General features: G+C 75.8%; 12 protein-coding genes. 3 read left to right on the forward strand and 9 right to left on the reverse strand.

Features of this window, described 5'->3' with window-relative positions; all coding sequences use genetic code 11:
* Positions 1-50 precede the first annotated feature (50 nt).
* From K353_RS26305 to K353_RS36080, 5 genes are all read right to left on the reverse strand, one after another.
* Positions 51-617: a Uma2 family endonuclease gene (locus K353_RS26305; protein ID WP_111556018.1), complete on the reverse strand. Its 567-nt coding sequence runs from the start codon at positions 615-617 to the stop codon at positions 51-53.
* Between the two features lie 127 nt (positions 618-744).
* Positions 745-2208: an FAD-binding protein gene (locus K353_RS26310; RefSeq protein ID WP_158585492.1), complete on the reverse strand. Its 1464-nt coding sequence runs from the start codon at positions 2206-2208 to the stop codon at positions 745-747.
* Positions 2209-2504: 296 nt separating this feature from the next.
* Positions 2505-4340 carry an AfsR/SARP family transcriptional regulator gene (locus K353_RS26315; protein ID WP_111556020.1) on the reverse strand — a complete coding sequence of 612 codons (1836 nt, stop codon included), beginning with the start codon at positions 4338-4340 and terminating at the stop codon, positions 2505-2507.
* Between the two features lie 281 nt (positions 4341-4621).
* Entirely contained in the window at positions 4622-4753 is a 132-nt protein-coding gene (locus K353_RS36645; RefSeq protein ID WP_255410770.1) for a hypothetical protein, read from the reverse strand.
* A 352-nt stretch (positions 4754-5105) separates the two neighbouring features.
* The gene (locus K353_RS36080; protein ID WP_233533846.1) at positions 5106-6482 is read right to left on the reverse strand and encodes a helix-turn-helix transcriptional regulator; all 1377 of its coding nucleotides are present in this window, start codon (positions 6480-6482) and stop codon (positions 5106-5108) included.
* A gap of 508 nt (positions 6483-6990) precedes the next feature.
* Between K353_RS36080 and K353_RS26330 the strand changes: the two genes are divergently transcribed.
* Both K353_RS26330 and K353_RS26335 read left to right on the forward strand, forming a co-directional pair.
* The gene (locus K353_RS26330; protein WP_233533847.1) at positions 6991-7401 is read left to right on the forward strand and encodes a spore-associated protein A; all 411 of its coding nucleotides are present in this window, start codon (positions 6991-6993) and stop codon (positions 7399-7401) included.
* Between the two features lie 91 nt (positions 7402-7492).
* Positions 7493-7963, forward strand: a complete 471-nt coding sequence (locus K353_RS26335; protein ID WP_111556021.1) for a hypothetical protein — start codon at positions 7493-7495, stop codon at positions 7961-7963.
* 57 nt (positions 7964-8020) lie between these two features.
* Here K353_RS26335 and K353_RS26340 read toward each other — a convergent pair whose 3' ends face one another.
* The 4 genes from K353_RS26340 to modA form a co-directional block, all read right to left on the reverse strand.
* Positions 8021-8956, reverse strand: coding sequence for a DMT family transporter (locus K353_RS26340; protein WP_111556022.1), 936 nt, complete (start codon positions 8954-8956; stop codon positions 8021-8023).
* Positions 8957-9187: 231 nt separating this feature from the next.
* Positions 9188-10267 carry an ABC transporter ATP-binding protein gene (locus tag K353_RS26345; RefSeq protein WP_111556023.1) on the reverse strand — a complete coding sequence of 360 codons (1080 nt, stop codon included), beginning with the start codon at positions 10265-10267 and terminating at the stop codon, positions 9188-9190.
* Positions 10268-10321: 54 nt separating this feature from the next.
* The gene (locus K353_RS26350) at positions 10322-11170 is read right to left on the reverse strand and encodes an ABC transporter permease (protein WP_100839606.1); all 849 of its coding nucleotides are present in this window, start codon (positions 11168-11170) and stop codon (positions 10322-10324) included.
* Positions 11167-11961, reverse strand: a complete 795-nt coding sequence (gene modA / locus K353_RS26355; RefSeq protein WP_111556024.1) for a molybdate ABC transporter substrate-binding protein — start codon at positions 11959-11961, stop codon at positions 11167-11169. The genes K353_RS26350 and modA overlap by 4 nt, the downstream gene beginning before the upstream one ends.
* 313 nt (positions 11962-12274) lie before the next feature.
* Here modA and K353_RS26360 point away from each other — a divergent pair, with 313 nt between their 5' ends.
* Complete coding sequence (locus K353_RS26360) at positions 12275-13687, forward strand: cytochrome P450 (RefSeq protein ID WP_111556025.1); 1413 nt, start codon at positions 12275-12277, stop codon at positions 13685-13687.
* Positions 13688-13800: the final 113 nt, after the last annotated feature.

Consider the following 13800-nt stretch of genomic DNA (forward strand, 5'->3'; position numbering starts at 1 on the left):
CGTTGCGGACGGGCGGAGGGACGGGAGCGGCCGGGCGCGCCGGAGTCCGGTCAGACCGCGCCGAGGTCGATCTCGACCGGGAACGGGACGGTGGCCCTGACCGTGCCGGTGAAGACGTCCGCGTCGCGGTAGGAGCGGGTCGCGGGGTCGAGGAGGTGGGTGTAGACGAGCGGGACGCCGTGGGGGGTCTGCTCGATCCGCCAGTAGAAGGCGATGCCGGCCCGGGCGTACTGGTTCACCTTCACGACGCGGTCCGTGGTCTCCGAGCCCGGTGACACGACCTCGACGACCAGCAGGACGTGCTCCGGGCGGGTGGGCGTGAGGTCGATGGTCTCGGCGCGGTAGACCACCACGTCGGGCCGCCGGTTGGTGAGCGGCACGTCCTGCAGGCGGACGTCGAAGTCCGTGTCGGCGTTCCACTCCGGCCCGGCGGCCGCGTCCAGGGCGTTCGCCAGGAGCCGGGCCAGGCGGTTGTGGCGCTTGGACGCGCTCGGGCTCACGACGACCATCCCGTCCACGATCTCGATGCCCGCGCACTGCTCCTCGGACCAGGAGTCGTACTCGTCCGCGGTGATCTGGTGGTGCATCCACTCGGGAGCGACCGTTTCGGCAGTCATCGGCGCACCTCCTCGGGAAGGGATCACTGGGCCCGGTACCGGGCCCAGTGTACTGTCCCGCACCTTCGGGGAACCGCCCAGGGCGGGGCGGGTTTCTTCGGGTTTTTCCCGGTCCCGAGAAGGGGGTTCAGAATATTCCGGGGCCGGGGTTGAGGATGTTGCGCGGGTCGAAGCGGTTTTTCGCCCGTTGGAATGCGGGCCAGGCGTCGCCGTAGTGGGCGATCCAGTCGGCCTTGGTGAATTCGAGTGCGCCGATGGGGTAGCGGGAGCCGCCGGCGGCGCGGGCCTTGCGGTAGAGCTCGGCGTTCCGCCGGAGCCGGTCGGCGGCGAACGCCGGGTCCGGGCCGGGGGCGGCGGAGTTGTCGAGGATGTCGAACAGGTACATCCAGGGGGTGGCGTCCGCCCGGGGGCCGCGGAAGGCGGGGTGGTCGACGCCGGTCCGTTTCGCGGGGATGAGCAGGAGCGTGGAGCCGGGGGCGAGGTCGTGCGGGCTGAGGCCGGTGAGGACGTCCTGCAGGAAGCGGTCCACGGTCGAGCTGTTGAGCCAGACGTCGAACCAGGGCTTGACCAGGCGTCCGTAGTCGAGGGCGGCTTCCAGCTGGGCGACCTGCCGGTTGACCTGGGTGACCCAGTCCGGGTGGCTCAGGTCGGTGACGGCGGCGGCGGACGGGGGTTGGCTGAGACCGCGCAGCAGGTGCCGGCCGTCGGGCGGGGCGCCGGGCGTGAAGGGGACGCTGACGAGGAGCTGCCCGACGAAGGACGTCCCGGCCGGGGCCCAGAGGACGTAGGCGCCGAGCACCTCGCCGCGTTCGGTGAGGGTCCGCAGGTCGCCGACGGCCGCGTCGCCGGTCGGGTAGGTGAACCGGTAGGTCCGGACCGAGGGTTGCGCCGGTACCAGGTCGAGCCTGGCGCGCACGATGATGCCGCACTGCCCGAGTCCGCCGAGGGTGGCCCGGAAGAGGTCGGCGTGGCGGCGGTCGGAGCAGACCAGGACCTCGCCCCGCCCGGTGACGACCTCCAACTCCTGGACGTGGTCGATCTGGAGGCCGCGGGTGGACCCGGCCCCCGGGGACGCGCCGCCGACCGCGAGGGTGCCGGCGACGGTGAGGTCGGTGTAGCCGGTGAACACCGGCGGTGTCAGGCCGCGGGCGAACGCGGCCGTCATCAGCTCCGTCCACAGCACGCCGCCGTCGACGTCGGCTCCCCGCGGACCGACCCGGTGGATCCGCCCGAGCCCGCGCACCTCGACGACCAGGCCGTTCTCGTTGAGCGACTGCCCGTGGGTGGTGTGGCCCCGGCCGCGCGCCGACACCCCGATGCCGCGGTCCGCGCAGAACCTGACCATCCTGGCGACGTCGTCGACGGAGCCGGGCCGCAGGACCGCGCCCGGCGTGCGGGCCACGATGCGCCCCTGGTCGACGCTGTCGGCGGCCCTGCTGCCGGCGTCGAGCCGCAGCTCACCGTCCAGGCGCGGTACCCGGTCGAACGGACCCGCCGCCGCGGCCTCGGTGACCCAGGCCCCGGTGGTGGCGCTGAAGCCGACCGCCGCCACCCCGAGCGCCGCCCCCCTGACCAGCGCGCGGCGCGACATCCCCGGGGCCGTCCCGGGTGCCGTCCCCGGCGTCATCCGCGATGTCGACTGCGGTGCACGGGTTTCCCTTTCCAACGCTTTCCCCCTGTTCAGGTCGCGAGGGCGCGGTCGACCAGGTGCGGGCAGCGTGCCCCGCCGTGGCCCGGAATGCCCACGCGGCGAGCGAAACAGCTGGAGGCTAACACCGGATTGTGGAGTGCGTATACGTAGTAAGGACTTTTCCGATCAGAGCAAGGGTTATTTTCCATGCGCACGCCAATTCGGAAAAGCGGATTCCGTTCCGGGGTGGGCGCGGGTCAGCCGACCAGGGCGGCGCGACGGGGGGCGCGGGGGCCGGGCCGGGCGGGGGAGGGGCGGTGGCGGACGAGTTCGCGGGCGTAGGCCCGCATCAGCGGCTCGTAGCGGTAGCGGCCGGGCTCCCGGGCGGTGAGCAGGCCGGCGTCGGCGAGCCGTTCGAGGACCCGTTCGGCGCGGACCGGGGACTCGCCGAGCAGCCGGGCGGCGGTGGCCAGGCCGACGGTGCCGGACGGCGCGAGGGCGAGCAGGTGGAAGGCGCGGACGGTGGGCGGGTCGAGGGCCGCGCAGCCCGCCGTGAAGACGGCCCGGACGTCCAGGCTGCCCAGCCGGAGCTCGTCCAGGGCCCGGTCCTCGTCCGCGAGCCGCTCCACCAGGTGCCGGACGGCCCAGGACGGCCGGGCGGCCAGCCGGGCCCCGCAGATCCGCAGCGCGAGCGGCAGCCCGCCGCAGACGGCCGCGAGTTGGGCCAGGGCCCGCGGTTCGGCAGCCGCCCGGGCCGGGCCGAGCAGCCGGGCCAGGAACTCCCGGGACTCGTCCGCGGGCAGCGGCCCGAGGTGGACGGGGTGGGCCCCGCAGAGGTCGGGCAGCCGGGTGCGGGCGGTGACCAGCGCGGCGTTGCCGGGCCCGGCGGGCAGCAGCGGCCGGACGTGGGCGCCGTCCCGGGCGTCGTCCAGGACCACCAGCGTCCGCCGCCCGGCCAGCAGCGAGCGGAACAGCGCCGTCCGGGCCTCGGTGTCGGCCGGCACGACGGCGGACGGCACCCCGAGGGCGAGCAGGAAGCCGCCGAGCACGGTGTGCGGGGTGGCGGACCGCGGCCGGCTGCCGCGCAGGTCGGCGTAGAGGGCGCCGTCCGGGTACCCGGCGCGGGCCGCGTGCGCGACGTGCTGGACCAGCGCGGTCTTGCCCGCGCCCGGCTGGCCGCTGACGACCGCGATCAGCGGCGCCCGGCACCCGGTGCCCCCGCCCGCCTCGGCCAGCCGGGCGCCGAGGTCGGCGACCTCGGCGGTCCGGCCGGTGAAGTCGGTCAGGTCGGGCGGCAGTTGGAAGGGGGTGACGAACCCGGCCCGGACCCGGGCGGGCCGGGCGGGCGCGGCCAGGGCCCGGTCGGCGCGCAGGATCGCCCCGTGCACGGCGCGCAGCTCGCGGCCCGGGTCGACGCCCAGCTCCTCCGCCAGGACCTGGCGGACCCGCCCGTACACGGCGAGCGCCTCCGACTGGCGGCCGCTGCGGTACAGGGCCGTCATCAACTGCGCCCAGAGCCGCTCCCGCTCCGGGTGCGCGGCGGTCAGCGACCGCAGCTCGCCGAGCAGTTCGGTGTGCCGGCCCAGCGCCAGCCCGGCCTCGGCGCGGCCCTCCACCACGTCCAGCCGGGCCTCGGCGAGCCAGCCGGTCTCGGCCCGGCGCAGCGTCTCGGAGGGGACGTCGACCAGGGCCGGTCCGCGCCAGAGCGCCAGCGCCTGCTCGTAGTGGGCGGCGGCCCGCCCGGGATCGTCCTCGCGCAACCGGGCGTGGCCGAGGTCGCGCAGCCGGGTGAACCGGTCGGCGTCGAACTCCTCGGCGCGGACGTCGAGGAGGTAGCCGCCCGCCTCCGTGGCCAGCCGCTCACCGGCCTCGCCGAGCGCCTTGCGCAGCCGCATCACGTAGTTGCGCAGCGTGGTGGCGGCGGTGCGCGGCGGACACCCGTCCCAGACCGTGTCCGCGAGCACCTCGGTCGGCACCACCTGCCCCCGCCGGACCAGCAGCGCCGCGAGCAGCGCCCGCTGCTTGGCCGCCGGGACCGCGCGGCTCCCCCCTTCGTCCCGTACGAGCAGCGGTCCGAGAATCCCGAACTCCATCCCCCACGCCTCCCCTGACACCTCGGCCTGCTTCGCCGGACGGCGGGGCCCGTCCCCCGACGGCCACCCGGCGTGATCCGTTCTATGCCCGGGCGGTTTTGACCGGCGGATCTCCCGGTGTCGGTCAATCAATTCCGGTCTTCGGGAGGGTCGGCGGGGCCGAGGTCGGGGCCGACGCGCCGGGGGCGGGACGGTGGGGTGGCGGGTGGCGGGGCGGGGCCGGGTGCGGATTGACCGGGGGGTCGGGGCTGCCCGGTCAATCAATTCCGTTCGACGGGAGCTCAGCCGCTGGTCCAGATGGTGTCGAGGTAGCCGCCGCCGCAGAGCCGGGCCGGGGTGTACGGGGTGGTGCGGGCGCGTGCGGCGCCGGTGGCCGGGGCGTCTGCGCGACGCGGGAAGCGGGTGGGTCGCACCGTTCTCCTCGGGTGGCGGAAGGCGGTCGTGGACACGACGGCGACGGCGGGCCGGCGCCCGCCGCCGCCGGTTCACATCCTGCCCGCCCGCCGTAGCGTCTGCGTCGCGCGGGGATCGCGGCCCCTCCCGGTACGCGCTTTACGGCGGCCTCCCGCCCGCGCGCGTTCTCGCCGGCCGTCGGCGTTCCGGGTCGCGCCGTCTTCGGCGGGGGTTGCCAGGGGTCGGGGCGACCGCGCGGCGGGTCTCGTCCGGGGGCGCGGGGCAACCGCGCGGCGGGTCGGGGGCCGGGAGGTCGCGGTCCGGCTGCCGCGTCGCGCGGCCGCGGGGTGGAGGGGGCCGGGCCGGTGGGGGTCAGCCGCGGGCGGTGTCCGGGTAGCGGCAGGCGGCTTTGCGGGCGCGGGCGAGTTCGGTCTCGTCGAGTTCGGCGACCTGGAGGGGGCCGGTGGCCGCGCGGGGGACGAGGCGTTGGTCGGCGACGCTGCTGGGGCCCTCGCCGCCGAAGCAGGCGACGGCCACCATCTCCACGGCGGTCTGCGGGCCGGTGCCGTCCGGGGGCGGGCCGGGCTGCCAGGGCACGGGGAACCCGGCGGAGGAGTCCGCGGACATGCCGATCTGCTGCCACTGGGACGTGCTGCCCGTCCTGGGCAGGTACGCGGCGTAGCCGACGATGCCCAGGCGGTCTCCGGTGGCGTGGAGTTCGTAGCGGCCGGGCGTCTGGCCGGAGCCGGGTCCCGGCGTGACGGTGAGCGTGATCGAGGCGGGCGGGGCCACCGCATCGGGGCAGTCGGTGGGTTGGAGGTCGGCGGGCGGGTTGCCGTGGATCACGCCGGAGGAGACGTAGCCGCCGGTCGCGGTCCTGAACCAGCGGACGTCGGGCGAGCCGGAGGTGGCGTCGATCACCGTGTCGCCCAGGCAGAAGCCGGTGAGCTGGAGGCGGCAGCCCGCGGGCAGTTGGAGGACGACGTCGGCGCTGAGGCTGGCCCCGGCGCGCACCCGGGTGCTCTCGATGTAGGTCGTGCCGGAGAACACGGCCGTGGCCGGTGCGGCGGTGGCGGCCGGGCAGTCGGCCGCGTTGGGGTTCGGCGTCGCGTTCGCGGCGGACACGGTCGAGGCCAGGGCGTTCTCGGCCGCGCTGCGGCTGCGGCCCAAACCGGACGTCCGTGCCGCGACCAGGGCCAGGACGACGGTGAGGACGAGCAGGGCGGCCGTGCCGGCGGTCGTCCAGCGCGGCCGTCGACCGTCGTGCACCGTCTCGGCCGACGGGTGTCCGGACAGCGGCACCGCTCCGGTGACGACGTCGCCCGAGCCCGAGCCCGGGTCCGGGGTGTCGTCCGCCGCAGCCCCCTCGGCGGCCGGCTCCTCCGCAGCCGCCGGTCCGGTGTCCGCGGCCTTCTCCGCGGCCTTCTCCGCGGTCGCGGCCGGGGCCGGGGTCGGGGTCGGGGACAGGGCCCCGGCACCGCGGCCGAGTTCACGGTCGAGTTCGTTCCAGCGCCGCGTCCACTCCTCGACGTCGCCGCCGCAGGCCCCGACGTAGGCCTGGGTCACCTCCAGGCTGGGCAGCCGGACGCCGCCGGCCGCGTCGCTGAGGGTGGTGGCGCCGAATCCGGCCCGTTCGGCGAGCACGCGGTACGTGGGGTTGCCGGCCCGTTCCCGGACCAGGCGGAGGTCGTGGGCGAAGGCGGGGACGGGCCCGTCGGCGGGATCGACTGGACGCGGTCTGCGGGCCACGGGCTCTCCTCACCTGGCGGATCGACAGTTCGTTCCGGGGAACTTCCGATGAGGCGGGGAGTTCCTTCACCACGTGCACGGACAGCGGAGATCCGGGCAGGCCGGACAGCCGCCCCGGGGGCGGTGCACGTGTGATCATCATAACTCCCGCCGACGTGGCGCCAGCGGGAGTCCGGGCGATTTGCCCGTGATGCGAACGGCGGTGATGTCCCGTCAGGGACCGCCCCCGGGCACCCGGTCGCCCAGCCGGCCGGCACCCGGGCCGCCGCCGCCACCTGCGACTCCACCCCGGCCGCGGCCTCCGCCGTCGCCCCCGGGCCGGCCCCGACCACCTGCCGCCGGGGGCCGGCGTCCACGGCGTACCGGACGCCCACGGCGTCGACCGGGCCCGGGAGGCCGCGCTACGGCCGCGCTATCCCGGCCTCCTAGCGTCCCGGACGGGTGCGGACCTCGGCGGAGGCTCCGCCGACTCCCCGTCAGAAGAAGCACGTTCGAAGGAGAACACCCGTTGCGCAAGCTCATGGGCCGCGCCACCGCGGCCGCCCTCCTGTCGGCGGCCTCGGTGGCCGGCGTGGTCCTGGCCCCCGGCACCGCGCAGGCGGCCTCCTACAACAGCGCCTGCGGCAGCGGGTACCGGGAGATCGACCACCTCACGCTGAACGGCTACGGCACGGTCTTCCTGACCTACAGCAGCTCGACCGGGAAGAACTGCGTGGTGACCGTCCGGAACCAGCCGGGCGCCGCCCTCTACATGAACGCCCTGGTCAGGCTGGCCGGTTCGGCGAACTGGATCGGTGACTACGACTACTACACCACCTACGCGGGCCCGGTGTACGTCTCCGCGGCCGGCCGGTGCATCGACTGGGGCGGCGAGATCGAGGGTGCCTACGAGTACCGCCTGAACGTCCACTGCGGCTGAACTCCCCTACCGGCAGCCCCGCTCCACCCCAGCGCCCCCGCCCGCCGGGCCCATCGCACCGGACCGCGCCCCGACCCCCAGGAGTACCCCCATGCGCAGGATGTTCTCCGCCCTGGCCGCCGCCGGCCTCGTGCTCCTCGGCGGCATCTCCCTCGCGCCGCAGGCGGGCGCCGCCGACACGTACGGGTGCGGCGGCAACCTGGTCGGCAGCTACGACCTCAAGACCGACAACGGCACCGGCACCAAGTACGGCGAGCTGTACCTCTACTACTCCAGCGCCAACGGCGGCACCAACTGCGCGGCCGCCGTCGACACCCACTTCGCCTCGGGCGTCACCAAGTACCAGGCCGTCTACCTCTGGCGCTGCGTGGCCGGCACCCACGCCGGTGACTTCTGCGGCTACGACCAGTCCGACAGCGACGACGGCGACTTCACCTGGTACGCCGGCCCCGCGAAGGTCACCGGCACCGCGAACCGCTGCGTCATGGTCTACGGCCGCGTCGACGACCCGAGCAACGGCAAGGTCGCCGACACCACCGTCCTGGCCTCGCACTGCGGCTGACCGGGCGGACGAACGAACGGACGGGCGGGCGGGGAGGTGTCCGCCCGCCCGTTCCGTTCAGCCCGCGCGCAGCTCGGCCCGGGCCAGCGCCGTCACCGACAGCAGCAGCACCGCCGTGCCCAGCAGCGCCGCCGGGGTCAGCGGCTCGTCCAGCACCGCCGCGGCGAACACCGTGGCGCTGAGCGGCTCGATCAGCGCCACCACCGAGGCCGTCGCGGCCCGGATCACCGCCGCGCCCGCGAAGTACAGCGCGTACGCGAGCGCGGTCGGCACGGTGGCCATGTAGCCGAGCAGCAGCAGCGTCGAGGGCAGCGCGTCGGTGGACGGCAGCGGGCCCTCGGCCAGCGCGAACGGGAACAGGCACACCGCGCAGACCGCGAACGACCACAGGGTGGTGGTCGCCGGGTCGTCCGGGACGGCGGTGCGCGAGGCCCGGTGGCGGGTGGCCACCGTGATCGCCGCGTAGCCCGCCGCCGAGGCCAGCGCCCAGGCCAGGCCCGCCGGTTCGGCCCCGCCGCGGCCGGAGCCGCCGCCCAGCACCAGCACGCCCAGGCCCAGCACCGCCCCGGCCACCGCGGCCAGCCCGGCCCGGTCCAGCCGCTCGCCCATCAGCAGCCGCCCGCCGAGCGCCACCAGCACCGGCGCCGCTCCCAGCGTGACCACGGTGGCGACGGCCAGCCCGGTGTGCCGGACGGCCAGGAAGTACGCGCTCTGGAACAGCGTCAGCCCCAGCCCGTTGAGCAGGACGCGGCCCGCGGCGGGGCGCGGCGCGGGCCGGGCCGCCCGCCCGGTGAACGGGCGCAGCGCCAGCAGCACCGCCACGCCGCCGACCGAGCGCCAGAACGTGAGCGCGAGCGGCCCCAGGCCGCTGCGCGGGAACAGCAGCGCGGCCGCCGCCCCGGCGGTGCCCCAGGCGGTGGCGGCGAGTGCGACGTACAGCAGGCCCCGCCGTGCGGGCAGGGCGGAGGAGTGCGAGGAGGGGAACGAGGACACGGGTGGACTCCCGGAAAGCCGTCATGGTCGGTGGGCCACGGAAGCGGGCAGCACCGACCGGCCCGGGGCGGCCGTCCGGAGGGGACGACGGGCCCGGGCGGGCTCAGGAAGTGGCCGGCCGCCCGCTCAGCGAGCGGGAGGGGGCAGGACGCCGCGATGCATGGCCGCCACTGTACGCGAGGGCGGGCGGCCCTCGGACGGTGCGGTGCACGCCCGGGGGGAGCGCGTGGTTCAGGCCGGGTAGGCGTGGGTCTGGGTGGCCTTGACGGCGGCCCAGACCCGGGTGCCGGGGGTGAGGTCGAGTTCGGCGGCGGCGGTGGGGGTGAGGTCGGCGGCCAGCGGGAGGGGGCCGGTGAGGTCGACCCGGAAGCGGTCGCCGTGCAGGTCGAGGCCGGCGACGGTGCAGGGGAAGAGGTTGCGGGCGCTGGTCTCGGGGCGGTGCCGGTGCAGGGTGACCGCGTCGGGCGGGAAGGCGACGAACGCCGGGCCGGTCAACTCCTCGTCGGTGCTGAGGACCTGGCCCTCGGGGAGGGTGACCTGCCGGCCGGCGGCGGTGCCCTGGTAGAGGTTGAGGCCGACCAGCCGGGCGATGTAGTCGGTGCGCGGGTGGCGGGCCACCTCGGCGGGGCGGCCGGTCTGCACGACCCGGCCGGACTCGATCACCACGAGGCGGTCGGCGAGCACCATCGCGTCCAGCGGGTCGTGCGTGACCAGCACCGCGACGGCCTCGAACTCAGCCAGGTGGCGGCGGAGTTCGGCCCGGACGTCGAGCCGGGTGCGGGCGTCCAGCGCGGCCAGCGGCTCGTCCAGCAGCAGCAGGCGCGGGCGGACGGCCAGCGCCCGGGCCAGCGCGACCCGCTGGGCCTGGCCGCCGGAGAGCTTCGCGGGGCGGCGCCCGGCGTGCTCGGCCAGGCCCATCCGCTCCAGCCAGGGCAGCGCCTCGGCGCGGGCGGCGGCCCGGCGCAGGCCCCGGCTGCGCGGGCCGAAGGCGACGTTGTCGAGCGCGGACAGGTGCGGGAAGAGCAGGTAGTCCTGGAAGACCACGCCGATCGGCCGCTGCTCGGCGGGCCGGAACACGCCGTCCGCGGGGGAGTCCAGCGGCGTGCCGTCCAGGCGCAGGTGCCCGTCGGTGAGCGGCAGCAGCCCGGCCAGGGCGCGCAGCGCGGTGGACTTGCCCGCGCCGTTCGGGCCGAGCAGGGCGAGCACCTCGCCGGGCTCGGCGGCCAGCGGCACGTCGAGGGCGAACGTGCCCCGGATGACGCGCAGTTCGGCGTCCAGGGCGGGAGCGGGAGGCTGCTTCACGGGGCTCACGGATTCACGGTTTCACGAGGTTCACGGCTTCACGGCTTCACGGGGTTCACGGCTTCACGGGGTGGACATCCAGCGGTCGCGCAGCCCGGCGAGGACGGCGACGGAGACGGTGAGCAGGATCAGGCTGAGGGCGATGGCCGCCTCCGGGTCGGACTCCATGGCCAGGTAGACCGCCAGCGGCATGGTCTGGGTCCGGCCGGGGAAGTTCCCGGCGAAGGTGATGGTCGCGCCGAACTCGCCCAGCGCCCGGGCCCAGGCCAGCACCGCACCCGCCCCGATGCCCGGGGCGACCAGCGGCAGGGTCACCCGGCGGAACGCGGTCAGCCGGGAGGCGCCGAGGGTGGCCGCGGCCTCCTCGTAGCGCGGGTCGGCGGCGCGCAGCGCGCCCTCCACGCTGATCACCAGGAACGGCATCGCGACGAACGCCTCGGCCACCACCACGCCGGTGGTGGTGAACGGGAGGGTGACGCCGGTCCAGGCGTCCAGCCAGCGGCCCAGGATGCCGTTGCGGCCGAGCACCAGCAGCAGCGCCACGCCGCCGACCACCGGGGGCAGCACCAGCGGCAGGGTGACCAGGGCGCGCACCAGCCGCCGCCCGGGGAACTCGGTGCGGGCCAGCAGCCAGGCCAACGGCACGCCCAGCACCAGTGCGACGCCGGTGGCCAGGGTCGCCGAGAGCAGCGAGAGCTTGAGCGCCTGCCACACCTCGGTGCCGGTCAGCAGCGAGGGCAGCGCGCTCCACGGCGCGCGCACCAGCAGCCCGAGCAGCGGCAGGACCAGGAAGGCCAGGCCGAGCAGCGCGGGCAGCAGCAGCGCGGCGGGGACCCGCCCGGCCCCCCGGGGCCGCCGCCGGCCCCGGGGGTGTGGTGCGGGTGTGGTGCGGGGGGTGCCGGGCCGGGTCACGGCGTCTGGAAGCCGGCCTCGGTGAGCACCCGGCGGGCGTCCGCGGAGCCGACGTAGCCGAGGAACGCGGCGGCGCCGTTGCTGTTCGGCGCCTTGGCGAGGGCGGCGATCGGGTAGTCGTTGACGGCCTGCGCGGCCTCCGGGAAGTTCACGCCCTCGATCTTGTCGGCGTCGGCCTTGACGTCGGTCTGGTACACCAGCGACGCGTCGACCTCGCCCAGCTCGACCTTGGTCAGGGCGCCCTTGACGTCCTGCTCGTAGGTGACGGGGGTGAGCTGCACGCCGGCCGCGCCCAGCGCGGTCACGGCGGCGGCGCCGCACGGCACCTCCTTGGCGCACAGCGCGGTCTTGACGCCGGTGAGGTCCTTCAGGCCGGCGATGTGCTTGGGGTTGCCCTTGGCGACGGCGATCTCCAGCGTGTTGCGGACGAACACGCTCGGGTCGCCGCCGGTCAGCTTGGCGTCGGTGACGGTCTTCATGGTGGCCGGGCTGGCGGCGGCGAACACGTCCACCGGCGCGCCGGAGACGATGCTCTGGGCCAGCGCGGAGGAGCCGCCGAAGTTGAAGGTCACGGTGGTGCCCGGGTAGGCCGCTTCGAAGCGCTTCCCCAGCTCGGTGAAGGACTCCTTCAGCGAGGCCGCCGCGAACACCGTCACGGTGCCCTTGACCTCGGGGCGGGCGGGGGCGGAGCTGTTCGAGGCGGAGCCGCTGCCGGAGCTGCTGCACGCCGTCAGGCCAGCCGCGAGGGCGAGGACGGCGGAGGCGGCGAGGAGTCGTCTGACGCTGCGCATGGATGGGTTCCCCTGGTCGTGGTGGACGGTGGCGGGCCGGAGCGGAGTGCGAGGGTGGGGTGCGATCAGGCGATCATAGTGCCGCAGCTGCGGGGTCCAGGACTGCTGTCTCATCGCACAAGCGACCTTAAGCCGAACTTAAGGGTTGCATGTGCAATACCTCAAGACCCCGCCGCCCCCGCCGCCGCCTTGCCGCCGCCTCGCCGCCGCCCCCGTCGCAGTGCCCCTCGCACCCCGGCGGCCGCCCGGGGGATACTGACCCGGTTTCAGCGAACCTCCACCGCACGGGGGTTCGTCCGACGGAGGGGACCCCATGACCGCCACCCGCGCGCCCGGCCCGGCCGGGCTGCCGCTGATCGGCTCGCTGCTCGACCTCAAGCGCGACGCGCTCGGCACCTACCTCGCCGCCCGCCGCGACCACGGCGACGTGATCCGGGTGCAGGCCGGTCCGCCCGGGCTGCGCGCCGAGCTCTGGATGGTCTTCTCGCCCGAGGGGGCCCAGCAGGTGCTGGCCGCCGAGGCCGCCAACTTCCGCAAGGACAACGTCTTCTACGGCGAGATCCGGCAGAGCTTCGGCAACGGCCTGCTCACCGCCCAGGACGCCGACTACCTGCGCCAGCGCCGCCTGGTCCAACCGCTGTTCACCCGCCGCCGGGTCGACGGCTACGCCGACGCGATCGGCACCGAGACCGCCGCCCTGGCCGCCCGCTGGGCCGCCGCCCCCGACGGCGTCGTCGACCTCGGCGAGGAGATGAACCGCTTCGCCCTGCGCACCGTCGCCCGGATCCTGTTCGGCCAGGACGTCGAGGAGGCCGTCGAGACGGTCCACCACGCCTTCCCGGTCCTGAACGGCTTCGTCCGCGACCGCGGCTTCTCCCCGCTGCGGCTGCCCCGGCAGTGGCCGCTGCCCGGGCACCGCAAGGCGCTCGCCGCCGAACGCGCGCTGTACGAGGTCTGCGACGGCATCATCGCGCGCCGCGCCGCCGAAGGGGCCGACGGGGCCGACGGGAAGGGCGGGGCGGACGGCAAGGGCGGGGCGGACGGGAACGCCGAGGGCCGGGACCTGCTCGCGCTGCTGGCCGCCGCCCGCGACGAGGACGGCAACCGGCTGGACCCCACCGAACTGCGCGAACAGGTGCTGATCTTCCTGCTGGCCGGCCACGAGACCACCGCCACCTCGCTCACCTTCGCCCTCCACCTGCTCGGCAAGCACCCCGAGCAGCAGGCCCGCGCCCACCGGGAGGCCGCCGAACTGCTCGCCGACGGCCGCCGCCCCACCGCCGCCGACTACGCCGAACTCCCGTACCTGGCAAGGGTGCTGAAGGAGACCATGCGGCTCTTCCCGGCCGCGCCCTCGGTCGGCCGCCGGGCCGTCGAGGCCACCACGGTGGGCGGTGTCACCATCCCGGCCGGCGCCGACGTCCTGGTCGTCCCGTACGTCACCCACCGGCACCCCGGGCACTGGGAGGACCCGGAGCGCTTCGACCCCGAGCGCTTCACCCCCGAGCGGGAGGCCGCCCGGCACCGCTACGCCTGGTTCCCGTTCGGCGGCGGCCCGCGCGCCTGCATCGGCCAGCACTTCTCGATGCTGGAGTCGGTGCTCGCGCTGGCCGCCCTGCTGCGCGAGTTCGAGGTCACCGCGATCGACCGGGACGTCCCGCTCGGCCAGGGCATCACCCTGGAACTGCACGGCCCTGTCCGGGTCAGGCTCACCCCGCGCGGCTGACGGCGGACGCCGGACGGCTGACGGCTGACAACGGACGGCGGACGGCGGACGCCGCACCGCCCGCCCCCGACGCGGCGGGCGCGGGGACGGGCGGGGCGGGGCGGGGCGGGGCG

The organism is Kitasatospora sp. SolWspMP-SS2h (assembly GCF_003259315.1).
GTDB classification, from domain to species: domain Bacteria; phylum Actinomycetota; class Actinomycetes; order Streptomycetales; family Streptomycetaceae; genus Kitasatospora; species Kitasatospora fiedleri.

Excerpts from the sequence above, each read along its gene's own strand:
- K353_RS26305 (WP_111556018.1), bottom strand. The coding sequence starts at position 617 with ATGACTGCCGAAACGGTCGCTCCCGAGTGGATGCACCACCAGATCACC.
- K353_RS26310 (WP_158585492.1), bottom strand. The coding sequence starts at position 2,208 with ATGTCGCGCCGCGCGCTGGTCAGGGGGGCGGCGCTCGGGGTGGCGGCG.
- K353_RS26315 (WP_111556020.1), bottom strand. The coding sequence starts at position 4,340 with ATGGAGTTCGGGATTCTCGGACCGCTGCTCGTACGGGACGAAGGGGGG.
- K353_RS26335 (WP_111556021.1), top strand. The coding sequence starts at position 7,493 with ATGCGCAGGATGTTCTCCGCCCTGGCCGCCGCCGGCCTCGTGCTCCTC.
- modA (WP_111556024.1), bottom strand. The coding sequence starts at position 11,961 with ATGCGCAGCGTCAGACGACTCCTCGCCGCCTCCGCCGTCCTCGCCCTC.
- K353_RS26360 (WP_111556025.1), top strand. The coding sequence starts at position 12,275 with ATGACCGCCACCCGCGCGCCCGGCCCGGCCGGGCTGCCGCTGATCGGC.